The 25818-nt window shown below is 67.4% G+C and carries 15 protein-coding genes; 8 read left to right on the top strand and 7 right to left on the bottom strand.

The features are described from left to right. The first annotated feature begins 185 nt into the window (after positions 1-185). Together E7V67_021565 and E7V67_021560 are read left to right on the top strand one after the other, a co-directional pair. Positions 186-1184, top strand: a complete 999-nt coding sequence (locus E7V67_021565; GenBank protein WUR12266.1) for a hypothetical protein — start codon at positions 186-188, stop codon at positions 1182-1184. Positions 1185-1255: 71 nt separating this feature from the next. After that, positions 1256-1606, top strand: coding sequence for an apolipophorin (locus E7V67_021560; protein ID WUR12265.1), 351 nt, complete (start codon positions 1256-1258; stop codon positions 1604-1606). Positions 1607-1768: 162 nt separating this feature from the next. Here the strand turns inward: E7V67_021560 and E7V67_021555 are convergent, their stop codons facing one another. From E7V67_021555 to E7V67_021540, 4 genes are all read right to left on the bottom strand, one after another. After that, on the bottom strand, positions 1769-3820 hold the full coding sequence (locus E7V67_021555) for a diguanylate cyclase (GenBank protein WUR12264.1): 2052 nt from the start codon (positions 3818-3820) through the stop codon (positions 1769-1771). Between the two features lie 270 nt (positions 3821-4090). Beyond that, positions 4091-5899 (bottom strand): ABC transporter transmembrane domain-containing protein, encoded by a 1809-nt coding sequence (locus E7V67_021550; GenBank protein ID WUR12263.1) that lies wholly within the window; start codon positions 5897-5899, stop codon positions 4091-4093. Beyond that, entirely contained in the window at positions 5889-7640 is a 1752-nt protein-coding gene (locus E7V67_021545; GenBank protein ID WUR12262.1) for an ATP-binding cassette domain-containing protein, read from the bottom strand. Before E7V67_021545 ends, E7V67_021550 begins: the two co-directional genes overlap by 11 nt. A gap of 157 nt (positions 7641-7797) precedes the next feature. After that, positions 7798-8640, bottom strand: a complete 843-nt coding sequence (locus E7V67_021540) for a phasin family protein (protein ID WUR12261.1) — start codon at positions 8638-8640, stop codon at positions 7798-7800. A gap of 243 nt (positions 8641-8883) precedes the next feature. Here E7V67_021540 and E7V67_021535 point away from each other — a divergent pair, with 243 nt between their 5' ends. Further along, positions 8884-10176, top strand: a complete 1293-nt coding sequence (locus E7V67_021535; protein ID WUR12260.1) for an amidohydrolase family protein — start codon at positions 8884-8886, stop codon at positions 10174-10176. Continuing rightward, positions 10173-10685, top strand: a complete 513-nt coding sequence (locus E7V67_021530; protein ID WUR12259.1) for a GNAT family N-acetyltransferase — start codon at positions 10173-10175, stop codon at positions 10683-10685. The genes E7V67_021535 and E7V67_021530 overlap by 4 nt, the downstream gene beginning before the upstream one ends. An 84-nt stretch (positions 10686-10769) precedes the next feature. Here E7V67_021530 and E7V67_021525 read toward each other — a convergent pair whose 3' ends face one another. After that, positions 10770-13985, bottom strand: a complete 3216-nt coding sequence (locus E7V67_021525; GenBank protein WUR12258.1) for an alpha/beta hydrolase-fold protein — start codon at positions 13983-13985, stop codon at positions 10770-10772. Beyond that, positions 13982-15853 carry a glycoside hydrolase family 13 protein gene (locus tag E7V67_021520; protein ID WUR12257.1) on the bottom strand — a complete coding sequence of 624 codons (1872 nt, stop codon included), beginning with the start codon at positions 15851-15853 and terminating at the stop codon, positions 13982-13984. The genes E7V67_021525 and E7V67_021520 overlap by 4 nt, the downstream gene beginning before the upstream one ends. A 484-nt stretch (positions 15854-16337) precedes the next feature. On the opposite strand from E7V67_021520, the gene E7V67_021515 reads away from it, so the two are divergent. Together E7V67_021515 and E7V67_021510 are read left to right on the top strand one after the other, a co-directional pair. Continuing rightward, on the top strand, positions 16338-19076 hold the full coding sequence (locus E7V67_021515; protein ID WUR12256.1) for a TonB-dependent receptor: 2739 nt from the start codon (positions 16338-16340) through the stop codon (positions 19074-19076). Positions 19077-19297: 221 nt separating this feature from the next. Then, complete coding sequence (locus E7V67_021510; protein ID WUR12255.1) at positions 19298-19687, top strand: hypothetical protein; 390 nt, start codon at positions 19298-19300, stop codon at positions 19685-19687. A gap of 144 nt (positions 19688-19831) precedes the next feature. Here the strand turns inward: E7V67_021510 and E7V67_021505 are convergent, their stop codons facing one another. Beyond that, positions 19832-21676 carry a M2 family metallopeptidase gene (locus E7V67_021505; protein ID WUR12254.1) on the bottom strand — a complete coding sequence of 615 codons (1845 nt, stop codon included), beginning with the start codon at positions 21674-21676 and terminating at the stop codon, positions 19832-19834. Positions 21677-21802: 126 nt separating this feature from the next. Between E7V67_021505 and E7V67_021500 the strand changes: the two genes are divergently transcribed. Then, positions 21803-24214, top strand: a complete 2412-nt coding sequence (locus E7V67_021500; GenBank protein WUR12253.1) for a glycoside hydrolase family 31 protein — start codon at positions 21803-21805, stop codon at positions 24212-24214. A 198-nt stretch (positions 24215-24412) separates the two neighbouring features. Further along, complete coding sequence (locus tag E7V67_021495; protein ID WUR12252.1) at positions 24413-25732, top strand: MFS transporter; 1320 nt, start codon at positions 24413-24415, stop codon at positions 25730-25732. Positions 25733-25818 lie beyond the last annotated feature (86 nt).

Raw genomic sequence — 25818 nt, 5'->3', positions numbered from 1 at the left:
GAAAAACGAGCGTGGAATATCGTTGTGTGAACGGGGGCTGCGGCAGGACGTTCCCCCGCCAGGTCGGGTTCTGCCCATATTGCGGCACCGCGCAGTCGGCGGCGGCGCGGACGGCGCCGCCGGTGGCGCCGCCAGTCGCGCCACCTGCAATGCACCCCCCAGTACAGCCTCCGGTGCAGCCTCCCGTGCAGCCCGTCCCGCCGCCACGGCCAGCCGCGCCACCGGTCGCCGCGCCGCCGGTGCAGGCAGCGGTGCCGCCTGTCGAGCCAACGCGGCCCGCAGCGGCGGCACCCAGCCCGGCCGCGCCGCCGCTGCGCAAGCCGGTCGGCAAGGGCACCTGGCTGCTGGTCGCGCTGTTCCTGCTGGCGGTCTGGTTCCTCGTCAAGCCGGGCGACCCGACGGCCAAGCTGGAGCGGCGCGTCAAGGATGCCGCCGCGCTGGCCGAGCAGTGCAAGATCGTCGACGCCCGCACCGAGCTGGCGGCGCTGCGCCAGGACAAGGCCACGGGCGACCAGCTGCGCCGGCTGCAGGCCGCGATCTCGGCCGCGGCGCCGGCGTGCGAGCGCAAGCAGCAGCGGCCCAAGGCCTGGACGGAAGCGCGCAAGGGCGTGGAGGCCGCCATGGCCGCCGGCTCGCTGGACAAGGCCTCGACCCGGCTGAACGCCTTTACCCGCAAATATGGCGAGGACGACGACACGCGCGAATGGCGCGAGCGCATCGATGCGCGGCGCGCCGAGAAGCTGCTGGACGAGGCCAACGCCTGCCTGAAGCGCAAGGACCGCGCCTGCGTGCAGAACAAGCTGGACGCCGCCGACAAGCTGAAACGGCCGGAGGCGCAGCCGCGCATCGAGGCCCTGCGCGAGGAGCTGTCGCGCTTGCTCGAATCGACCATGCTCGAAGGTGGCGCTGGCGTGACCGCGACGGATGCGCCGCCGCCGGCGCGCGCCATCAATACCGCGACCTTCGCGGCGCCCGACAAAGGCGAGGCGCAGCGCCTGCGCATCGAGGCCGAGCGCGACATCGCGCAGGCCAACTACCGTGGCGCAATGGGCAAGGCGGCCCAGTGCGCCACGCTGGGCGGCGCCGGCTGCGAAGCGCTGCGCACCCGGGCAGCCGCGCTGGACCGGGATTACCAGCGCTGCCTGGCCGCGGGCAACCGCTGGGTCAACGCGACCTGTCAATAGCGGCTGCCAGCGCGGCGCGGTGGCCTCGCAAAGTTTGCTAGACTTCTGGCAACGTGCGCGCAGGAGGTACCATGCTAGTTACATCACGCTTGCTGCCCGTGGCCGTGTTGTTGACGGTGCTGGCGGGTTGCCAAAAAGACGAGGACCGGCGGGTCGAAGGACCGGCCGAGCGGGCCGGCCGCGAGCTGGATCAAGCCAGCAAGAAGGCTGCGGCCGAGCTGAAGAAGGCCAACCAGGAATTGAAGGTGGCGGCCGCGAAGACGGGCCGCGAACTGGACGAATTCGCCGACAAGGCGGGCGAGCATCTGGACAAGGCGGCCGACGCGGTGGGCCGCAAGCTGGAGCGGGCCGGCGAGAAGATCCAGGCCAATGCCAAGGCGGCGCGGGAGGACGAGGAGCCGGCCAAGCCAACGGGCAAGTAGCTTGGCCCTGGGTTTGGGGTCTGTCCCTTCGGGACCGACCCCGGTTTTACTCAGCGACGTGAGCGTTGTCTGTACGAAGTTGCGACCGCCGTGGATGAAAACCGGGGTCAGTCCCAGAGGGACAGACCCCAAGCCCTGAACACGGCGGGGACGGCCCCTGGCCTAGCGCGACTTGCTCTTGCGCCCAGCCTTCAACTGCACCACATTGCTGTTGCGCGTCTCGGCCGGCGGCGGTGCGCCGTGCGGCCCGCCCAGCACCACCGACAGGTCGACGAAGCCGTTGCGCCAGGCGCGTTCCAGGTCCTGCTCGATCGATTCCATCGTCGTCTGGCCGAAATTGGCGAAGCCGCGCACGCCGTAGGCGCGGTTGCGGCCGTGCGCCTTGGCCAGGTACAGCGCCATGTCCACCAGGTTGACGGCGCGCTCCCACGACAGCGGCGTGTCGCCCGGCACCAGCGGGAACGGCGCGAAGCCGACCGAGACGTTGACCGGGATCGTGATGCCCTGGTACTGCAACGATTGCGACGAGATCGTGTAGAGGATGCGGCGCGCCACGTCATCCACGCTCTGGCGCGACACGGCCGGCAGGAACGCCAGGAATTCCTCGCCGCCCCAGCGCACGATCATGTCGGTCTCGCGCAGCGCCACCCGCAGGTTTTCCGCGATCATGCGCAGCACCGCGTCGCCGGCGGCGTGGCCGTAGGTGTCGTTGACGTGCTTGAAGTGGTCGACGTCCATCAGGAACAGCGCGCCCACGGTATCGTCGCCGATCACGCGGCGCTCGACCGTGGCGTGGCCGCGCATGAATTCCTGGAAGTGGCGGCGGTTGTACAGCGAGGTCAGCGGGTCCAGCGAACTCTGCTGCTTCAATTCCTCGTTCTTTTCCTCCAGCTGGGCATTGGCCGTGCGCACTTTGCGGTACAGCAGGCCGACGATGGCGGCCACCAGCGCCGAGACCACGGCCAGCAGCCACCAGACGCGCTGCTGCAGGCGGCGGTTGTCCAGCTCCGCGCCCTTGACGCGGTTTTCCTGGCGCAGTGCCTCGATCTGGCGCTGCTTTTTCTCGGTGTCGTATTTCTGCTGCAGCTCCAGCACGTCCTTCTGGCGCTGCTTGGCGAACATCTCGTTGGTGAGTGTGCGCTCGCGGTGGTAGGCCTCGACGGCGCCCTTGTAGTCGCCCGCGCGCTCCAGCGCGCCGCCATATTCCAGCAGCACGGCCTGCAGTTCGGGCTTGTCGCCGGCCTTGTCGTATTCCGCCAGGCCGGCTTCGAACTGGCGCTTGCCCTCGGCGATGCGGCCCAGGCCCAGGTAGGCCTGGCCCATGTTGATGCGCGAGGTGGCGATGTCGGCGGTGCTGCGCACCTCGATCGCGGCCTTCAGCGACTGGTTGGAGTAATCCAGAGCGCGTGCGTAGTCGTGTTCCTTCAGGTAGCTGTCGGCCAGGTTGACCAGCGTGGTGGCGATCATCTGGCGCGCGCCCAGCTTGCGCTCGACCGCCAGGCCCTCCAGCAGGGCGCGGCGGGCGCGCTCCGGCTGGTTCGATTCGATCCCCAGCGCGTATTCCATGCTGAGCGCATCGGCCACGCGGCCGGGCGAGTTGATCGACTTGGCCACGGCCACCGATTCCTGCTGCAGCTCCCAGCCCTTGTCGAACTGGCGCATGTTCACGTACAGGAACACCAGCGCGTTCAGCGCGCTGGCCAGCGGCAGGCGGTTGCCCTCGATGCGACGGGCCACTTCGACCGCTTCCTGCAGCTTGGTCAAGGCACCGGGATAGTTGCCGTCTTCCTGGTACGACTGGCCGGCGGTAATCAGCACGTGGACGTGCAGCGGCATGTCCCTGGTGCGCAGGCCGACGCGCTCGGCCTCGAACGCCGCCGCGTGGGCACCCTTCAGGTCGGCCAACTGGTACAGCGCGTACGAACGCGCCAGCAATCCCTTGGCCAGGGCCACGTCGTCACGCAGCTGACGGCCAAAGGCGATCAGCTCGTCGGCGACGGCGAGGCCGCGCTGGACGTCGCCGGTCGCCTGCAGGCTATTACTGTAGAGCATGAGAAATTCGGCCCGCGTGGGGACGCCGCTGGCGCGCGCCTGCGGTTCCAGCGTCTGCAGGCGCCGCAACGCATCGTCCGGCACGTAGCGCATCGCCTCACGGATCTGCTGCAGCTGCGCGGGCAGGTCGGCCTGGCCGAATGCCAGCGCGGGCGCCAGCAATGCGGCCGCCGCAAGCTGACGCAGCTTGCGGGGTAACGATCTCTGTCGCGGTGAATGTGGGATGCCTGCCAACTTTGCGGTCCTTGAGCTGCACGGCGCTGGAGCTGGGCGCCACGTGTCGGTGCATTATATGCCTGTTGCACCAAAGAACGATTCACACAACGGTAATTTGGCGTATTCGTGTCTTCGGTTAAGCTTTTACGCAACACACTTGAATTAACAGCATTGCAGGGCTGTTATTGTTGCTTGCCGGTACCAAGAACCGCGATATCAGGCCGCTAACTGTTGCAACAGATATAAGCGCTGGTACAGTCCGCCCTCGATCTGCATCAGCGTGTCATGCGAACCCGCCTCTTCGATACGGCCGTGATTGAGCACGATGATCCGGTCAGCCTCGCGGATCGTCGACAAACGGTGCGCGATGGCGACGATCGTCACCCGGCCGCGCAGCTCGTTCAGCGCTTCCTGCACGATCTGCTCGGTCTGGCTGTCGATGCGCGACGTCGCTTCGTCCAGCAGCAGGATGCGCGGTTCGCCGGCCAGCGCACGGGCGATCGCGATCAGCTGCTTCTGGCCGGACGACAGGCGCGAGCCGCCTTCGCCCAGCAGCGTGTCGTAGCCGTTCTCCAGCGCCGCGATGAAGTCGTGCGCATGGGCGGCACGCGCCGCCGCTTCGATGCGCGCGCGCGGCAGGCCGCGGCCCATGTCGATATTTTCGTAAGCGGAAGCGGCCAGCAGGAACGGGTCCTGCGGCACCAGGCCGACGTCGGCGCGGAACTGCTCGATGTCGATGTCGTCCAGCGGCACGCCGTTCATCAGGATGCTGCCGTGGCGCGCCGGGTAATAGCGCAGCAGCAGCGACAGCAAGGTCGACTTGCCGCTGCCGGTGTGACCGACGATGCCGAAGAAAGCGCCTTGCGGAATCTCCAGCGACAGGTCGTGCAGTACGCGCTGATCGTCGATGTAGGCGAAGTCCAGGTGGCGGATCGCGATCGCCGGGCCGTCGCCAGCGTTGGCGGCAGCCTTGCGCACGCCCGCGCCCTTGCCATGCTCCGGGGCGCCCGCTTCGTCCAGCAGCCCGGCGACGCGGGCGCTGGCGACGACGGACTGCTGCAACTGGCTGAACTGCATGGTGATCTGGATCAGCGGCTCGATCACGCGGGCGATGTAGTTGATGAAGGCGTACAGCACACCCACCTCGGCGGCGTTCAGCGCCCCGCTGCCGCCGCGCTGGCCGAAGAACCAGATCACGGCCGCCAGCAGCACCACGTTCAGCATGTCCAGCGCCGGGCGCAGCAGCCAGGCATTGGCGCGGATCTCGGCCACACGTTGCGTGTAGTGGTCGGCATTGGTGCGGGCGAAGCGTTCCGCGAAGCGCTGCTCGGCGTTGTTCGCCTGCAGCACCGTCATGCCGCCGATCGACTCGGCCATTTGCGCGTTGATGTCGCTGCGCAGCTGGCGCGCGCGCGTCACCGCCGGCGCGGACAGGCGCTGGTACAACCACACGATCAGGAGCACGAACGGCATCAGTGCCACGACGATCAGCATCAGGCGCCAGTCCAGCCACGCCATCGCCGCGATCGTGCCGACCAGGACGATGGTGCTGTCCAGGATCACGAACAGCACCTGGATATACAGACCCTTGACGGCTTCCGTGTCGTTGGTCACGCGCGAGACCAGCTGGCCCGTGATGGCGCGGTCGAAGAACGCCATCGGCAGGCGCAGCACGTGGCCGTAGACCTGCTCGCGCAGGCGCTGCACGGAGCGCATGGCCAGGCCGGACAGGCGCGTCAGCTGCAGGTAGCGCAGCCAGCTGGCGGCCCAGCCGGTCAGCACGACGCCGCCCAGCAGCAAGGACATCGTGGTCCAGTCCAGCGCGCGCGGCAGCAGGTGTTCGTCGATCAGGCGTTTGCCCAGCAGCGGGCCGATCACCTCCAGCCCGGCGGCACAGGCCAGCCAAAGCACGGCCCAGCCCAGGTGGTGGCGGTCCGGCAGCGCGGCGCGCCGCAGCAGGCCGAAGGCGCGCCGCATCTGCGCCTTCTGGTCGCGTTTTTCTTCGGCGGTGCGGTCAGAGTGCATCGAGGCTGGCCTCCAGTTGTTGGTAGCGCCACTGGCTGGCATACCAGCCGTCCAGTGCCAGCAGTTCGTCGTGCGTGCCCGCTTCCACGATGCGGCCGGCCTTCAGCACGACGATATGGTCGGCGTTGACCACGGCCGACAGCCGGTGGCTGGCGATGATGGCGCTGCGCTGCGGGCGTTCGCGCCGCAGCTCCTCCAGGTGTTCGAGGATGCGCGTCTCGGTGCCGGTATCGACGGCCGACAGCGCGTCGTCCAGCAGCAGCAGGTCGTTATCGGACAGCAGCGCGCGGGCGATCGCCACGCGCTGACGCTGGCCGCCGGAAAGCGTGATGCCGCGTTCGCCCACTTCCGTCTCGTACCCGTGCGGGAACAGGCGGATGTCGTCGTGGATGGCGGCCAGGTCGGCCGCATGCTCCACTTGCTGGCGCGTCGCGTCCGGCCGCGCCAGCGCGATGTTTTCGGCGATCGAGGCGGAGAACAGGAAGGACTCCTGCGGCACCCAGCTGATCGCGTCGCGCAGCGCCTTGAGCGTATAGTCGTCCAGCGCATGCGTGCCCCAGCGCACGCTGCCCGAGCGCGGCGTCAGCTGGCGCAGCAGCACGCGCAACAGCGTCGACTTGCCGGCGCCGGTGGGGCCGACCAGGCCCAGCGTCTGGCCCGGGCGCAGCCGCAGCGAAACCCCGGCCAGCGCGGGTTCGGTCTGGCCCGGATAGCAGACCGTGACGTCGTCCAGCACCAGCTCGCCTGGCGCCAGCGCGGCCACGTTGCCGCGGTCGTCGATCGACAGCGGCGCATCGAGCATCGGGTGCAGCCGCGCCCAGGCGGCGCGGCCCCGTTCGATCAGCGACAGCACCCAGCCGGCCGCGAACATCGGCCAGATCAGCTGGCCCAGGTACATCGAGAAGCTGGTCAGTGCGCCGATCGTCAACTGGTCCTGCCACACCAGGTAGCCACCCACGCCCAGGGTCAGGCCGGTGGCGGCCGTCAGCGCCAGGCCCACGGCCGGTTCGTAGGCCGCCTCCCAGCGCTGCGCCGTCAGGCTGGCATCGGCCGCCTTGCCGGCCAGCTCGCCGAACGTGGCGGCGCTGCGCGCTTCCAGGCCCAGGGTGCGCAGGGTGCGGACGCCGGTCAGCGTTTCCTGCACGTGGTCGTTGAGCGCCGAAAAGCGTTTGAGCGAGTCGGCCGACGCCGTGTGGATGTGCGACGAGATGCGCCAGAACGCATACGCCATGAAGGGGAAGGGCAGCAGGGCGACCAGGGCCAGGCGCCAGTCGACGCCGAGTGTCATCACACCCAGCACCATGACGAGCGTCAGCGTGCCGTCGAAGCCGGCCAGCATGGCTTCGCCGGCGGCCATCTCGATGGCGTCGATGTCGTTGGTGGCCAGCGCCATCAGGTCGCCGGTGCGCTGCTTCTGGTAGAAGGCCGGACCCTGCAGCGCCAGGCGCCGGTAGAAGCGGGTGCGCAGTTCCACGCCGAGGCGGTAGGCGGCCGAATACAGGCGGATGCGCCAGGCCACCCGCAGCGCGTAGTTCGCCACGCCGACCAGCAGCAGCAGGCCGACGTCGGCCAGCAGTCCATCGCGTGTGAGTTGATGGGCCGCCAGCGCGTCGATCATGGCGCCGACCTTGCGCGGAATCCAGATGGCGATCAGGGCCACGCCGACCAGCATGACCGCGGCACCGGCGTACGCCCGCCAATGCGAGCGCACGAAGCCGCCGATCAGTCTCGATAAACTCATGACATATCCTTGACGAAGGCCGTCAGGATACCTCAGGACTATCGATCGTGCCGGACTGCGCCGTGCGGCGCCGGAAGCACCGGGGACAGGCACCTGTCTCAGGGCGGTAACGCCCTGAGACAGGTGCCTGTCCCCAAGGGTCTTGCCAGCGTTCCGACTACTTGCGCGGCTGCGCCTTGCCAGGCACCGACTTCAAGCTGGTGGCCGGCTTGTCGGCGATATCGGCCAGCGCCTGCGCCACCGGCTTGGCGGCCGGGCGGCCGCGCGCTGTTTTCGGGGCGCCGGCCCCGTCGTCCACCTGCGCGGCCGGCGTCACCGGCGCGGCTTCCGCCACGGCGGCGGCAATGGCCTCGGTGGCCTGTTCGACGTTGTCGGTGGCGGCTTCCACCACGTGCTCCGTGGCTTGCACCACGGGCGGTGCCGCTTCGGCGGCGGCGCGGGCGGCCTCGCGTGCCGCGGCGGCCGCTTCCTGGGCGGCCTGGGTGGTGGCCTGGGTGGCCACGTGGGTCGCTTCCTGGGCGCTGCGGGCGATGGCCTGGGTTGCGGCCTCGACGTTGTCGGCCACCTGGTGCACGGCCGCATTGGCCGCTTCACCGGCATGGGCCGCCACGTGGGCCGGCGTCTCGGCGACGGCCGGCGTGGGCGCGCCCAGCACCAGTGCCTTGCCCGAGGCGCCGAACTGCGCGCTGGCCGACTGCAGCAGCTCGGCCTGGGCGCGGCTGGCGATGCTGAACAGCTCGCGGCCATAGGCCAGCAGGCCTTCGACGGTCGGCAGCGGTTTCGTGGCCAGGGTCAGGATCTCGCGCGCATCCTTCGCGGCCAGCAGTTCGCGCGCCGAAGTGGTGCTGCGCTCGAACACGTTGCGCGCCGTGTGCAGGTTCAGCGCGGCGACCTGCTGCATGCCTTCCACGGACTTGCGCAGCACCGTGTCCATCAGATTCAGTTGCGTTTCAAGTTGCGACTTGCCGGTTGCGGACAATTGCTCGGTAATCGAAGTCATAAGCACTCCTGGAATGGGGGAATGATGCAGGGAAAACGGTGACGATGGTGCGATGCAATAAAGGCATTCTAGCCATGATTGCCCGCATTGCAAAGCAATTTCCGCCCGGGACCGCCTGGGTTTGGCAGGCGGAATTTATGCACCGCAACATTGCGGATGAGCACAAAGCGTTGTCGTCGATTTGTTTGCACGAACCCAGCCGCTCTGCCTACAATCGGACAAGCCAACTGATGGAGCGCACCGATGGACGTAGTGATCCGTAACGCCACATTGCCGGACGGTCGTACCGGCATCGATATCGCCATCGAGGCGGGGCGGATCGCCGCCGTCGAGCCCAAGCTGGCGGCGCGCGGCGCGCGCGAAATCGACGCGGGCGGCGACCTCGTCACCCCGCCGTTCGTCGACGCCCATTTCCACATGGACGCGACGCTGAGCTATGGCCTGCCGCGCGTAAACGCCAGCGGCACCCTGCTGGAAGGGATCGCGCTGTGGGGCGAGCTGAAGCCGGACTTGACGCAGCAGGCGCTGGTGGAACGCGCCCTGCATTACTGCGACTGGGCCGTGGCGCGCGGCCTGCTGGCGATCCGCAGTCACGTGGACGTCTGCGACGACCGCCTGCTGGCGGTGGAGGCGCTGCTCGACGTGAAGCGACGCGTGGCGCCGTACCTGGACCTGCAACTGGTCGCGTTCCCGCAGGACGGCCTGCTGCGCAGCCCGACCGCGCTGGCGAACCTGAAGCGGGCGATCGCGCAGGGCGTCGACGTGGTCGGCGGCATTCCCCACTTCGAGCGCACGATGGCCGATGGCGCCGAGTCGATCCGCATCCTGTGCGAGTTCGCCGCGCAGCAGGGCCTGCGCGTGGACATGCACTGCGACGAATCGGACGATCCGCTGTCGCGCCACATCGAGACACTGGCGGCCGAGACGCACCGCCTGGGCCTGCACGGTCGCGTGGCCGGCTCGCACCTGACGTCGATGCACTCGATGGACAACTACTACGTCAGCAAGCTGCTGCCGCTGATCGCAGAAAGCGGCGTGGCCGCCATCGCCAACCCGCTGATCAACATCACCCTGCAAGGCCGCCACGACACCTATCCGAAGCGGCGCGGCATGACCCGCGTGCCGGAACTGATGGCGGCCGGGGTGGAGGTGGCGTTCGGCCACGACTGCGTGCTCGACCCCTGGTACGGCATGGGCTCCGGCGACATGCTGGAGGTGGCGCACATGGGACTGCACGTGGCGCAGATGACGGGCCAGCAAGCCATGCGCGCGTGCTTCGACGCCGTCACCGCCACACCGGCGCGTATTCTCGGCCTGGAAGGCTACGGCATCGCGCCCGGCTGCCACGCCGACCTGGTGCTGCTGGACGCGGCCGACCCGGTCGAGGCGATCCGGCTGCGCGCGGCGCGCCGGCTGGTCATGCGGCGCGGCCAGGTGGTGGCCGAGACGCCGCGCCCCGTCGCCAGCCTGCACCTGCCGGGGCGGCCCGCCCAGGCCGACTTCCGCCTGGCCTCGCGCCCGCAGGTGCCGCGATGATCGTGCTGGAGACCCCACGCCTGGTGCTGCGCACGCTCGACACGGACGATGCGCAGTTCTATCTGGAGCTGGTCAACGAGCCGTCGTGGCTGGAGCACATCGGCGACAAGGGCGTGCGTACGATCGAGGATGCGCGGGCCCACATCCTGGCCGGCCCGATGCAACTGCAGCGTCGCCTGGGCTACTCGCTGTACCTGGTAACGCGCCGCGCGGACGGCGTGCCGATGGGACTGTGCGGCCTGATCCGGCGCGACACGCTGCCGGACACGGACATCGGCTATGCGCTGCGGCCCGCCTACTGGGGCCAGGGTTACGCCTACGAGGCCGCCGCCGCGGTGCTGGCGCACGCGCGCGATACGCTGCGCCTGCCGCAACTGTACGGCATCACGTCGCCCGGGAACGGGCCGTCGAACGCGATGCTGAAGAAGTTGGGCTTGCGCTTCGTGGAGGAGACGCGGCTGGCGGGGGAGACGCGGTTGACCAACGTCTACCGCATCGGGTTTGTCTAATCCACAGGTGACATAAACCCACCGGTGTCAGGCACCTATCTTCAGGTCGGAGACCTGAAGATAGGTGCCTGACACCACGGGTCTCTAGTTGGCCGGGAAGAACCAGGTCAACGCCCGATGCACCCGGCTCGACCAATCGCGCTCGTTGTGCACGCCACCGGCATCCTCGTGATACAGCAGCTCCTTGCCGTCGCGGTAGCCGCGCGCCAGCAGCGCGTTGTGGAACGAACGCGTGAGCTCGACGCCGTCCATCGCCGTGCCGGCATCGATGTAGAAGCGTACCGGCAGGCCGGCCGGGGTGCTGTCGATCAGCGTGCCGTTATTCCACCAGAACGAGCCGGACATCGTGCCGGCCATGCCGAACACGCTTGGATAGCGCTGGGCGATGGCGACGGAGATGATGCCGCCCATCGACGATCCCATGACGGCCGTGTGCTCCCGGCCGGGCAGGGTGCGGTAGCGCGCGTCGATCAGCGGCTTGACCGTGTCGGCGACGAAGGCGGCGTACTCGCCGCCCTTGCCGCCGCCCCAGCGCGCGTCGCAGCATTCGGCATACTCCGCCATGCGGTCGGGGGTGTTGTCGATGCCGACGACGATGATCTCGCGCATCGCGCCACTGGCCGCGAGCCGGTCCGCCACTTCGTCCATATGCCATTCCGTGCTGTAGGCCGTCTTCGGGTCGAACAGGTTCTGGCCGTCGTGCATGTACAGCACCGGATAGCGCCTGGCCGGGTTGGCCGCGTAGCCTGGCGGCAGCCACACGCGCAGCGAGCGCTCGTTGCCCAGTTGCGGCGAGCGCACCTTCTCGATCAGCTCCAGCGTGCCGCGCGCCACCGGCATCGCGGTGCCGGTGGCGGTGGGCAGCAGGCGCAGGCCCAGCACGTCGATGCGGTTCGACGGCCCGGCCTTGCCGCCGGCATCCGCGAACGTCGCATTCGACTGCAGGTAACTCATGTTGTGGAAGTCGGACAGCCGCGCGCGGTAGCGGCCCGCTGGCAGCCGCGCCGCCAGCGGTGTCGAATACAGCGCCTGGCCGGCCGGCGTGTGCGGCAGTTGCACGACGCCTTCGGCCACCACCTTGCCAGCCGCGTCGCTGACGCGCAGCCATTTCACGCCGCCGCTGATGCCCAGGTTGATGCGGTTGGCATTGTTGCGGTAGCGTACCTGCACCTGGTAGGTGCCGGTCTTGGCGATGGCGATGTCGTCCACCGACAGCTCTTCGTCCGGCCTGCCCCAGTCGGGCGCGGCGCGGTCGATGACGATCGCGTCCGCTTCGCCCAGGCAGGCCGGCATGCTGTGGTGACTGCGCAGGCCCGTGGCCAGGTGGACCGCCTCGACGGCGTAGCACGACGCGCCAGCCGGCTTGCGGTCGGTCCAGGTGCCCGCCGCGATGCCGGTGGCGACCGCCTTGCCGTCGCGCCACACGTCGTACGCGACACCGGCCGGCGGCTTGCCGCCAAACGCCAGCACCGCATTGCCGCCGGCGCGGCGCAATGCAGCGATCGCGGGCTCGGAAGGTGCCGTCACCCGGCTGTCCGCGGCGAGGGGCGCGGCCGCGACGCGCGTGATCTCCTGCCGGCCCGGCTGCAGTTCGCCCAGCGTCACGGCGATGCTGGCGTCGTCCGGCAGCGCGTCCCATTTGATGGGGGAGCTGGCCGGCTTGCCGTTGATCGCGATGGCGGCCACCGGGTAGTAGCCGTCCACCTGGGCCGGCGGCGGCAGCGCGATGCGCACGTTCAGGCGCTTGCCGCGCACGACCAGATTCGACAGGCTCACGCTGTCGCTGCCCTGGAACGTGTCGCCGCGCAGCCGGGCCGTGATGAAGGGGCGCACGACCAGGCCCTCGTGCGTGGCATCGATGCCGAACACGCCCGAGATGACCGCGCCCAGGTAGCCGCCGACGGACCACAGCTGGCGGCGCGAGTTGACCACCGGTCCGTCCAGCTGCGGCCGGGCCGGGTCATTCAGCAGCGGCTGGCCGGACAGCCATTCCAGGTTTTCCATATTGGAGCCGCTGATGGCCGCGGCGCGGAACAGCGTCTCGTAGGCCGCGTCGGCGACCGCAACGTTGGTGCCGGCGATCGCGGCATGCAGGCCGTAGGCCGTCACGAACGGCCAGATCGCGCGGTTGTGGTAGATCGGCTGGTCCGGCTGCTGCGGCCAGATCACGGGCGCGCCCATTGGGCCGTGCGGGTAGTGCGCCAGGATGCTGCGCGCCTGTTCCGGATCGGCGATGCCGGTGACGATGGCCAGCGCCTGGCCCAGCCAGTCGAACTTGTGCAGCGCTGCGCCGTCGAAATGGCCGGCCGTCAGGCTGCTGTACATGCCGGCACCCGCCAGCCAGAAGCGCGCGTTGATGGCGTCCTTCAGCTGCGCCGCCCAGCCTTCCCAGCGTTGCGCATTCGCCGCGTCGCCGGCTTCGCGGGCCAGCCGCGCCGCCAGGTTCAGCGCCTGGTAATGCGCCACGTTGGTGGACAGCGCCTTGGCCGTCGCCATATACGGCAGGTTCCCGGGCACCCAGGCCGCATAGGTCTGCTCGCGCCAGTCGAGGAAGGACTGCTCGCCGTTGTACAGGCCCGCGGCCGGATCGAACGCGGCGATGCGGTCGTTCTCGATCGTGTTGGCCAGCGCCTTCAGGGCGGTGGCGGCAAAGGCGGCGCGCTGCGCAGGTGGCAGCGTCTTCAAGGCCGCATCGGCGCCGAAGGCCCAGGTGACGCGGTCGGTGCTGACCGGCCAGCTGCCGCCGCTGCCCGTGTCCTGCACGATCTGCAGGCCGTCGGTCGTGCCGGCAGCCGGCGCCGCCTTGCTCACGCCGGGCCGGTAGCCCGACAGCTTGAACAGCAGCGAATCGCGTACCCGCTCCGGGTCCAGCAGGGCCAGGCCCAGGTCGGCCGCATACGACAGGTCGCGCGTCCACACATAATGCCATTTCTCGCCCGTCTCGAAGCACGCGCAGGACACCGGCTGGCCGCCGTTGTAGCTGTCGTCGCGGATGGCCGACACGGCGTTCTGCTTCATCTCCGCACCGGCCAGCGCGAACAGCGCGTCGAAGGCCAGGTTGCCGCTGCGCACGCGCGGCAGGTCGGCCTGCTCCGCGTAGCGTACTTCCCGCGGATCGCCCGGACGCAGCGGCAGGTCCGTCGTTTGCGTATAGCTGCGCTGGGCATCGTCGCCGGCGCTGGTGAAACGCACATTGACCTGCTTGCCCAGGGCGCCCCAGGCGATCGTCTGTTCCGCCGCCTGCGCGGTGCTGATGGCCGCCAGCGCCAGCAAGGCGGCGATCGGGGTACGTCGCATCATTCGAGCTCCAGTATCAATGCGCTGCGTGCCGGCAGCGTGACGGTGTCCTGTGTCAGGTCGAACACGGCGCCGCTGGCGACGTCGCGGCCCCGTTTCATTCCGGCCAGCCCCTCGCCGAAGCGTGCCAGCGGCAGCACGGTGGCGCTGGCGTTCTTGTTCAGGGCGACCATGACCCTGGCCTGGTCGTCGTGGCGGAAGTAGATATACGTGTTTCGCTCGGGGCCGAAATGCAGCGTGCGGCCGTGGTGGATGACGGTCGCGCCCTTGCGCCAGTTGAGCAGCCTTTTCAGCCAGCCCTGGGCCTCGCGCTGGGCTGGCGTCAAGCCCGCGCCGGTAAAGGCGTTCACGCTGTCACCCGGCCAGCCGCCCGGGAAATCGCGGCGGTAGGAGGCGTCGTCGCGCCCCTCGGTCGTGCTGGTCATCAGGATCTCGCTGCCGTAGTACAGCTGCGGGATACGCGGTGCCGTCAGCACATACGCCATCGCCATGCGCCACAGCGCCACGTCCTGGCGCAGCACACTGAAGGTGCGCGGCAGGTCGTGGTTCCCTTCGAACAGCACCAGGTTGCCGGCGTCCGGATACAGGTAATCGAGCGACAGTGTCTCGTACAGGTCGGTCAGGCTGAAGCCGCCGTCATGGTTGTTCTCCGCCGTGCTGGCCAGGCCCTTGCGCAGCGCGTCGTTGAGGGGGAAATCCATCATCGACGGCATGTGCGACACGTAGCCGTCGAAGTTCTGCTTGCCGCGCTGCCAGCGCGCCACGACGGGCACGCGCGTGCTCCACTCTTCTCCCACCAGGTTGATGCGCGGGTATTCGGCCGTGAGGCGGCGCGACCACTCGGTCAGGAATTGCGGGTTGGAGTAGCCGTACGTGTCGACGCGCAGGCCGGACAGCCCGGCGTACTCGATCCACCAGATCGCATTCTGGATCAGGTAGTTGGCGAGCAGTGGATTGGCCTGGTTCAGGTCCGGCATCGCGGTGGCGAACCAGCCTTGGGTGAAGTTGCGCGCGTCGGCGCGGCTGCCGTACGGGTCCATCGTGGCGGTGCGGTGGTGCGCCGTCAGCACCGGCTTGCCTTGGTAGCCGATCCAGTCCGGGGCGGGCAAGTCCTGCATCCACCAGTGCCGGCTGCCAATATGGTTCAGCACCACGTCCTGGATCACGCCGATGCCGCGCTCGCGCGCCGCCTGCACGAAGCGGCGGTAGTCCTCGTTGCTGCCGTAGCGGCGGTCGATGCGGTAGAAGTCCGTCGCCGCGTAGCCGTGGTAGGTAAAGGCCGGCATGTCGTTTTCGACCAGCGGCGTCGGCCAGATTTGCGTGAAGCCCAGCGCCGCCACGTAATCCAGATGGGCCGTCATGCCGGCCAGGTCACCGCCATGGCGCCCGCCGCCGTTGGCGCGGTCCACCTTGTCGGCCATGCCGGCCACGCTGTCGTTGGCCGGGTCGCCATTGGCGAAGCGGTCGGGCATGACCTGGTAGATGGCGTCGGCCGGGCCGAAGCCCTGGCGCTGGGCCGAACCCGGCGCCCGCGCCCGCAGTTCATAGCGCTGCCGGAGCACGGGGCGTGCCGTGCCGGCCGCGGTAAAGGCAATGTCAAAGCCGCCGGCGCGGGCGCTGTCGTCGATGGCAAGGTCGATGAACAGGTAGTTCGGATTGGCCAGCCGGGTCACGGCCGCGATGCGCACGCCCGGGTAGTCCAGCGTAGGCCGCAGGTCGGCAAGCGCGGGGCCGTGCACCAGCAATTGCAGCGTCTTGTGCTGCATGCCGGTCCACCAGAACGCCGGTTCGACATGATCGATGCGGTAGGCCGCGGCGGGTGCCAGCGTGCAGGCGCCGGCCAGCAAGGCCAGGGCGGCGATGCGCTTCATGGGACGTCTCCTCCAAAGAAGTAGCAGGACTACAATTTGTTGTCGCCTTGTTCAGGCTGTTTTTTCGGCAAGCATACTATGCTTCCGAATGACGATCAAACGATGTAATGACAGTGGGCAAAAGTAGGTAGTCGAAATACAGTCAGTCCTGATCTTTTTAATATTTCCTACAAAAGCCTGCAAAAAACCCCGTTCCTGCGTATAAATTTGTAGTTGCCCTACATAGCTCGATCGCGCAGGCTGTACCCGAAATACAACGAAGCGCTCGTTATCGCCTCTGAATGCCCTGGGAGCAAGGCAGAATGCACGTGTCCCGACAGAACTTTAATTGACACACAATCTAGTTTTAGTACAAAATTCTTGCAGGACGTCTAAAAGAGCGGCCGCATACCTTGGATTCCCGTGTAGTTCAGTTAGGCCATCGCCTTCGAGCCCATGCGCGGCTGGTGCGGGAAAAATTCGTTAGTTTAGTGAGGGGACTTTGATGAAATTCTTCGCGCCTGAGCGCAGCACGCGCACAGCCCTGCAACTGAGCCCAGTGGCGGCCGGCTGCGCGCTCTTCGTCGCTGCGCTGGCCAATCCGGCTTTTGCACAGCAAGCACAGAATACCCAGGCCGACGCCGCGCCGGCGCCGATGACCACGGTGACCGTGACCGGTATCCGCCGCGGTATCGAGGATGCGATCTCCGTCAAGAAGGACTCCACGTCCATCGTCGAGGCCATCTCGGCCGAAGACATCGGCAAGCTGCCGGACGTGTCGATCGCCGAGTCGATCGCCCGCCTGCCAGGCCTGGCCGCCCAGCGCGTCGCCGGCCGTGCCCAGGTGATCTCGGTGCGCGGCCTGTCGCCCGACTTCGCCACGACCCTGCTGAATGGCCGCGAGCAGGTCTCCACCGGCGACAACCGCAGCGTCGAATTCGACCAGTATCCGTCCGAGCTGCTGTCCGGCGTGACCATCTACAAGACGCCCGATGCGGGCCTGATCGGCCAGGGCCTGTCCGGCACGGTCGACCTGCAGACCGTGCGCCCGCTGAACTTCGGCAAGCGCACCGTGGCGCTGAACGCGCGCGGCGAGGCCAACTCGCTGGGCAGCATCGCCAACACGAAATCGGTGGGCAACCGCTTCTCCGTCAGCTACATCGACCAGTTCCTGAATCGCACGCTGGGCTTCGCCATCGGCTACGCGCACCTGGAGTCGCCAGTGCTGGCACAGGAGACCGGTATCTACGAACCGTGGAAGACGGAATCGCGTCCTGGCCTGCCGGCCGGCACCACGACGACCGACGGCATCAAGGCGCTCTCGCGCACCGGCTACAACCGCCGCGACGGCCTGATGGGCGTGGTCGAATACCGTCCGAGCAAGCAGTTCACCAGCACCGTGGACTTCTACGCGTCGATCTTCAAGCACGAAGACACGGCCAACCAGTTCGAGATTCCGCTGGGCGGCTGGAACGGCAACCTGCAACCGGGCCTGCTGTTCACCAACGTGACGAAGAACGGCAACGCGATCGGCAGCGCCACCGCCAACAATGTCTATCCGCTGGTGCGTGGCATGTACACCGACCGCCGCGACGACATCCGCGCGCTGGGCTGGAACAATGAACTGCGCCTGAGCGGCGTCAAGCTGGTGGCGGACCTGAGCTGGTCGAAAGCCAAGCGCGATGAACTGAGCCTGGAAAACAACCTGCAGCTGGGCGCCGTCAACAGCTCGCAATACCTGGACAACGTGCGCCTGGGCTTCAACACGGGTACCTTCCCGACGATGACGCCAGGCCTGGACTACAGCAACCCGGCCAACCTGTACGTCAAGAACACGATCTACGGCTCCGGCTACGGCAAGACGCCGTACGTCGAGGACGAGCTGAAGAGCGCCAAGCTGACCGCCAACTTCGCCGCCACCGGCGCGCTGGAAAACTGGTTCTCCGGCTTCGACATCGGCGTGAACTACAGCGACCGTTCGAAGGACAAGACCCAGCCGGAAGGCAACATCAACCTGGCCGGCAGCCCGACCACGATCGATCCGTCGCTGCTGTACGGTACCGTCGACCTGGGCTTCGCCGGCATCGGCAGCGTCCCAGCGTGGAACGTGCCGGGCGTCGTCGGCAAGTACATGACCTTCAAGCCGTCCACCACGGAAGGCTACCTGATCGCCAAGACCTGGTCGGTCTCGGAGAAGATCAGCACGGCGTTCGCGAAGGCCAATATCGAGCACGAATTCGGCGACATCTCGCTGCGCGGTAACGTGGGCGTGCAGGTCCAGCACACCAAGCAGTTCTCCGACTCGCGCTACTTCGACGGCACAGCGCCGGTGGGTCAGCAGGTCAAGCCGGTCCACGACGGCAAGTCGTACACCGATTACCTGCCGAGCATGAACCTGAACTTCGGCCTGCCGAACGACCAGACCGTGCGCGTCGCGCTGGCCAAGCAGATCGCCCGTCCGCGCGTGGACCAGCTGCGCTCCGCGCTGGACTTCGGCGTGTCCGACACGACGTTCAAGCCGGGCGCTTCGGGCGGCAACGCGCAGCTCGACCCATGGCGCGCCAAGGCGTTCGACATCTCGTACGAGAAGTACTTCGGCAAGAAGGCCTACCTGGCCGGTGCGTTCTTCTTCAAGAAGCTCGACACGTACATCTTCACGCAGACCCGCACGTATGACTTCTCGCTGTACACGCCGGGCACCAAGGCCAACACGCAATTCGGCGACTACAAGGCGCCGTACAACGGCAATGGCGGCACGATGCGCGGCGTCGAGCTGTCCGGCTCCCTGCCGTTGAACATGCTGACGCCGGTGCTGGACGGCTTCGGCATCGTTGCCAGCGGCACCTACACCGACAGCAATATCGCCATCCAGGAACCGGACGGCTCGATCGGCCAGAACATCCCGCTGCCTGGCCTGTCCAAGCGCGTGACGAACCTGACCGTGTACTACGAGAAGAACGGCTTCGAGACGCGCCTGTCGCAGCGCAAGCGCTCCGACTTCGTGGGCGAGATCGGCAACTTCGCGGCCGAGCGTTCGCTGCGCTACGTCGTGGGCGAGAACATCCTGGACTTCCAGGTCGGCTACACGTTCCAGGACGGCCCGCTGAAGAATGTGGGCGTGGTGCTGCAGGCGAACAACCTGCGCAACGCGGCCTACGAGACCTACAACGGCTCGAAGAACCAGCAGCTGGAATACCAGAAATACGGCCGTACCGTGCTGCTGGGCGTGAACTACAAGTTCTAAGTCCCGGCGCTCCGGCTCCGAAAGCCCCGTCCGCAGCCGCGGCGGGGCTTTTTTGTTGCCGTCCGATTCTTGGCGGAATTTCGTGCGGACGCAGCGCTTCGCGCCGGCACGGCCTGACCCGCGATCGACACGGCATCGGCCCCGCACCATTGCCAGCGTCGCGCCGGGGCCTGGCCTGGCGAGGTACAGTCGCTTTCCGATCACAGCAAGGAGCACCGACCATGTTCAGCATCGACGATTTCGCCAAGCTGCAGTTCCTGCAGGGCCGCTGGAAGGGGACGAACCCGGACGGCAAGGAGTTTACCGAGGAGTATCAGCGCCCCGAACCGCATGTGCTGCAGTCGCACCGGCGCGAAGGCGCGCAAACGGCCGAAGCCACGGCGGGCGCGCGGATCACGCTGGAGGATGGGGAGATTTACTCGCGCTGGGGCGAGCAGACGTGGCGGGCCGCCGAGATTCATCCGGACGGCGCCACCTTCACGCCGGTCAACGCGCCCAGCACGTTCATCTGGCGGCTGGTGGACGAGGCCACCCTGGAAGCCACGCAGCGCTGGAACGCGGACGGGCGGGAGCAGGAGCATACGGTGCGACTGACCCGCGCCGACGCGTGAAGCCGCAGGGACAGGCACCTGTCTCCTAGGGTTTGAACGCCACCCACCCCAAGACCGAAGACCGGGGTCAGACCCGTCGGGTCTGACCCCGGCACTTGCCTTTGGGTGCAAAGACGTTTGCGGCGGGCAGGGGCAGTGGCGTGATTACTTCTGCTGCGCGGCCAGCAAGCGATTCTGCTCGTCCAGCCAGGTCTTCAGCGGCGCGAAGTACTCCAGCAGCGCGTTGCCGTCGATGCGGTCCTCGCCGCTGATCGCCTTCAGCTCTTCCGGCCACGGCTTGCTGGTGCCCATCTGCAGCATGGCGCGCAGCTTCTTGCCGGCCTTTTCGTTGCCGTAGATGGAGCACTGGTGCAGCGGGCCCGTGTAGCCGGCCTCGCGGCACAGCGCGCGGTGGAACTGGAATTGCAGCAGGTCGGCCAGGAAGTAGCGCGCGTACGGCACGTCGGCGGCCACGTGGTACTTGGCGCCGGCGTCGAAGCCGTCCGCCAGCATCGGTGCCGGCCGCTTCACGCCCATGTACTGCTCGCGCAGCTGCCACCAGCTCTTGTCGTAGTCGGCCGGCTTGGTCTTGCCGCCGTAGACGTCCCAGCGCCACTTGTCGACGGAGTAAGCGAACGGCAGGATTGCCACTTTCGACAGCGCGCGCTTGAGCAGCTCGGGAATGTCGCCCTTCGGGTCCGGCTCCTGGTTCATCAGGCCGATCTTCTTCAGGTAGCCCGGCGTGATGGACAGCGCCACCGTATCGCCGATCGCCTCGTGGAAGCCGTCGTTGGCGCCCTGGCGGAACAGCACCGGCTGGTCCTTGTACTCGAGGAAGTAATAGATGTGGCCCAGCTCATGGTGGATCACGGTGAAGTCTTCCGCCGTCGGCGTGATGCACATCTTGATGCGCACGTCGTCCTTGCCGTCGATCGGCCAGGCCGACGCGTGGCACACCACGTCGCGGTCGCGCGGCTTGGTCAGCAGCGAGCGTTCCCAGAACGACGCAGGCAGCTTCTGCATGCCCAGCGACGTGTAGAAGCCTTCGGCATACTGCGTCATTTCCTTGGCCGTGGTCTTGCGCTCTTCCAGTACCTTGGTCAGGTCGAAGCCGACCGTGTCGCCGGCGGGTTTCAGCAGCGGGTAGATATTGTCCCAGGTCTGGCTCCACATATTGCCGAACAGGTGGGCCGGGATCGGGCCGGTGGCCGGCACCACGTCCGGGCCGTAGGCGGCGCGCAGCTTGTAGCGGGTGTAGGTGTGCAGCGAGTCGTACAACGGTTTCACTTGCTGCCACAGGCGTTCCATTTCGGCGGCGAAGGCGTCGGGCGCCATGTCGTACTGCGAGCGCCACAGCGCGCCGGTGTCGGCGAAGCCCATCTCGCGCGCACCCTTGTTGGACAATGCGACGAAGTCCACATAGCGCTGCTTGTACGATGGTGCCTGGCTGTGCCAGCCCGACCACGCTTCCAATAGCTTGGCCGGCTCGCGGCTGTTGGCCAGGACTTTTTCCAGCTCGCCCAGCGCCAGGCAGTCCTTGCCGGGCGCGGCGAGCGGGCTGCCCTGCGGCGGGCAGTACTTGGCCTTGCCGTAGGCGCCGTTCAGCGCCGCGCGCGCGGCGGCATACTGGGCACGCTCCTTCGGATCGGACAGCATCAGCGTCAGCTGCAGCAGTTTCAGCTTGCGCGCCTCGTCCTCGTTCAGTTTCAGGCCGTTGTAGCGGCGCGCCTGCAGGGCGGCCTGGCCGGTGGCGTCCAGCTGCAGTTCGCCGAAGTAGGCCGCGATGGCTTCCGTGTCGTCCGTGATGAAATTGGAGCCCACCCATTCGGCGCGGGCACCTTCCAGATTGAGCTTGTCGAACTTCTGTTCCGTCTCCGCCAGGAAGCGCCGGGCTTCGGCGACGGTGGGTTTGCCGGTCGCCTTCGGTTTTGCCTGCGCCTGCGCTGCGCCCGCGGTCAGCGCGAGCAGCACGGCCAGTGCCAGCGGCTGGTACTTCGTCTTGGTCTGCACTTTCGAGATCTCCCTTGTGGTTTGCTGTGGCCTGGTGGGCCGAGCGCTAATATAACGCATGCGCCACTGTATTCCGGCGCCACTTTCTGTCATGCTAATGGTCTGTACTTAAACTACATACCCAACATGACCGCGAAAATCCTTCCCGTCGCGCTGTTCGTCACGCTGGCCGCGCCAGGTGCCTGGGCGCAGAACGCCGAGCGTCAATTCCAACGCTTCGCCAGCCATGGCAACACGCTGGAAATCGTCACCAGCGATGGCCGCTACCTGATCAAGCCTTACTCCGCCGCCATCGTCGAGACGATGTTCATCCCGAACGGCGAGCAGGCCGACCCTCGCTCGCACGCGGTTGTGCTGGCGCCGGCGGCCGTGCCGACGACGGTCAAGGACACGCCGGCGCGCATCGAATTCGCCACGCCGGGCATCGCCGTCAATGTCGACAAGCGCCCGTTCCGCATCAGCTACACGTACAAGGGCCAGCCGCTGGTGGCGGAGAAGGCCGGCTACCTGAAGCAGGCCGGCAAGGACAAGCTGGAAGCCATCGAATTCGCGCTGGCCGACGGCGAGGCACTGTACGGCGCCGGGGCCCGCGCGGTCGGCATGAACCGCCGCGGCCACCGCTTCCAGCTGTATAACAAGGCCGACTACGGCTACGGCAGCCGCTCGCAGTTGCTGAACTTCACGTTGCCGGTGGCGCTGTCCTCGAAACGCTATGCGCTGCACTTCGATAATCCCTACACCGGCTGGCTCGATTTCGACAGCCGCAAGGATGGCACCCTGAGCTACGAGACGACGGGCGGGCGCAAGACCTACCAGGTGATCGCGGGCGACGCGTGGAACGACGTGATGGCGAACTACACCAGCCTGACGGGCCGCCAGCCGCTGCCGCCGCGCTGGGCCTTCGGCAATTTCGCCAGCCGCTTCGGCTACCGCAGCGAGGCCGAGGCGCGCGCCACGGTCGCGCGCTTCGCCGCCGAGAAGATCCCGCTGGATGCGATCGTGCTGGACCTGTACTGGTTCGGCAAGACCGTGCAAGGCACGATGGGCAACCTGGCCTGGGATCGCGACAGCTTCCCGCAGCCGAAGAAGATGATGCAGGACTTCGACGCCCAGGGGGTGCAGACGATCCTGATCACGGAGCCGTTCGTGCTGACCACCTCCAGCCGCTGGCAGGATGCGGTGCAAAGCGGCGCGCTGGCGACCACGGCGGATGGCAAACCGTTCACGTACGACTTCTATTTCGGGAACACGGGCCTGGTGGACCTGACCAGCGGCGCGGGGCGCGACTGGTTCTGGCGCATCTACAAGGGCCTGAAGGAGGAGGGCGTGGGCGGCTGGTGGGGCGACCTGGGCGAGCCGGAAGTGCATCCGGACGCGCTGCGCCATGCCGGCGGCAGCGCGGCGGCTGTCCACAATGTCTACGGCCACGAGTGGGCGCGCCTCATCGCGGAAGGCTACAAGAAGGACTTCCCGGGCCAGCGCCCGTTCATCCTGATGCGTGCCGGCTACTCCGGATCGCAGCGCTTCGGCATGATCCCGTGGTCCGGCGACGTGGGCCGCAGCTGGGGCGGACTGCAGTCGCAAACCGAGATCGCGCTGCAGATGGGCATGCAGGGCCTGGGTTATATGCACTCGGACCTGGGCGGCTTCGCCGGTCCCGTGCTGGACGACGAGTTGTACGTGCGCTGGCTGCAGTACGGCGTGTTCCAGCCCGTGTTCCGGCCGCACGCGCAGGAAGCGGTGCCGGCCGAGCCGGTATTCCGCGCCGCGCGCGCCAAGGCGCTGGCGGCCGAGGCGGTGCGCCTGCGCTACCGCATGCTGCCCTATAACTACACGACCGCGTTCGACAACAACCAGACCGGCATGCCGCTGATGCGCCCCGTGCTGTTCGCGGACGACGGCAGCGCGTCCACCATCGACACCGGCACCATCGCCGCGACCTACCAGTGGGGCGACAGCTTCCTGGTGGCGCCCGTCACGGAACCGGGCGCGGTGCGCAAGGACGTCTACTTCCCCGGCAAGGACAGCGCCTGGTTCGATTTCCACACGGGCGAGCGCCATCGCGGCGGCATCCTGGAGACGGTCGGCGTGGTGCCCGAGCACATTCCGGTCTACGTGCGTGCCGGCGCGTTCGTGCCGCTGGCGCCGGTCGTGCAGTCCACCAAGGACTACACGACGAAACGGATCGACCTGCATTACTGGCACGACGACACGGTACGCGCGTCCAGCGGCAAGCTGTACGACGACGATGGCAAGACCGCCGAGGCCTTCGAGCAGGGGCGCTACGAGCTGGCACGCTTCAGCAGCGCGGCAGCGAACGGCCAGCTGCGCATCGGCATCGCGACCGAAGTGGGCAAGCACTACCAGCCCACGCCGCGTGCCTACACGCTGCACATCCATCACGTGACGAAGAAGCCGCGCGCCATGACGCTGGACGGCAAGCCGCTGACGTTCCGCTGGGACGCCAAGGCGCAGGTGCTGACGGCGGCTTTGCCGGCCCGCGCGGCGCTGGCGGCTGAAATCCTCGTCACACTCTGACACGCCGGGTACAGGCACCCATCTGCCGGTCCACGACCTGCAGATAGGTGCCTGTACCCTCGGTTGTATTGTTGTTTGACTACATAAGCGGCCAAATCGCCTAGCAACGTCGATTGACACACCAAAATTGTCATGTTATTTTGCTACAAATTAAGTCGGCGCCCCGGCCCCGCCTAGCCATAATACGGAGACAGGCAGATGCACCCTTCCACCCCCAAGCCCCGGCTGTCGTTCTGGCAGCTGTGGAACATGAGCTTCGGCTTTTTCGGCATCCAGTTCGGCTTCGCGCTGCAGAACGCCAATACCAGCCGGATCTTCTCCACGCTGGGCGCCAATCCCGATGAACTCGCGCTGTTCTGGCTTGCCGCTCCGGTCACGGGCCTGCTGGTGCAACCCGTCATCGGCTACCTGTCCGACAATACCTGGCATCCGACCTGGGGCCGCCGCCGCCCGTTCTTCTTCCTGGGCGCGTTGCTGGCGTCGGTCGCGCTGTTCCTGATGCCGAACTCGCACATGCTGTGGATGGCCGTGGCCGTGCTGTGGATGATGGACGCCGGCATCAACGTCTCCATGGAGCCGTTCCGCGCCTTCGTCGGCGACAAGCTCGATGCCTCGCAGCAGACCGCCGGCTTCGCGATGCAGACCTTCTTCATCGGCTGCGGCGCCGTCATCGCCTCGCTGCTGCCGACGATCTTCGCCGACTACCTGGGCGTCAGCAACACGCCTGTCAACGGCGGCGTGCCCGATACGGTGCGTTACGCGTTCTATGCCGGCGGCTCGGTCTTCATGCTGGCCGTGCTGTATACGATGTTTACCAGCGACGAGCGTCCGCCCGAGGACCTGGCGGCCTTCCGCCAGCAGCGCGGCAAGGGCTTCGCCCACGCCATCGGCGAGATCCTGGACGGCTTCTTCCACATGCCCAAGACGATGGTGCAGCTGGCCTTCGTCCAGTTCTTCACCTGGATCGGCCTGTTCGCGATGTGGATTTACACCACCTCGGCCGTGGCGGAAAACGTGTTCGGCACTACCGACGCGCAGTCGGCCGTGTACCAGGATGCCGGCAACTACGTCGGCATCATGTTCGCCGTGTACTCGGGGGTCTCGGCCCTGGCCGCGTTCATCCTGCCGGTGCTGGCGCGCCTGACCAGCCGCAAGGCGGTGCACATGCTGTGCCTGATCATCGGCGGCATCAGCCTGGCCAGCGTGTTTACCATCCACGACAAACAGATGCTGGTGGTGCCGATGATCGGCATCGGCATCGCCTGGGCCAGCATCCTGACGATGCCGTACGCGATCCTGGCCGGCGCGCTGCCGGCCAGCCGCATGGGCTACTACATGGGCGTGTTCAATTTCTTCGTCGTGATTCCGCAGATCGTCAGCGGCCTGCTGCTGGGCTTCGTGACCACCCACTTCTTCGGCGGCCATACCGGCAATACGCTCGCGCTGGGCGGCGCCTCGATGGCGCTGGCCGGCATCCTGACCCTGTGGGTGCGCGACGACGCCAAGGCCGCGGCCTGACGAGGTCTCCCGGCCGCTCTTGCGCGCGCCACGGCGCGCCCGTTCGCATTAATATACTGGCAACTTTCAACCAGTAGCCCACAGCG

The sequence above is a fragment of the [Empedobacter] haloabium genome (genome assembly GCA_008011715.2).
In the GTDB taxonomy this organism is placed as follows: Bacteria; Pseudomonadota; Gammaproteobacteria; order Burkholderiales; family Burkholderiaceae_D; genus Rugamonas; species Rugamonas haloabia.
The sequence above is the reverse complement of the archived record's forward strand: the minus strand, read 5'-3'. Positions and strand labels throughout refer to the sequence as shown.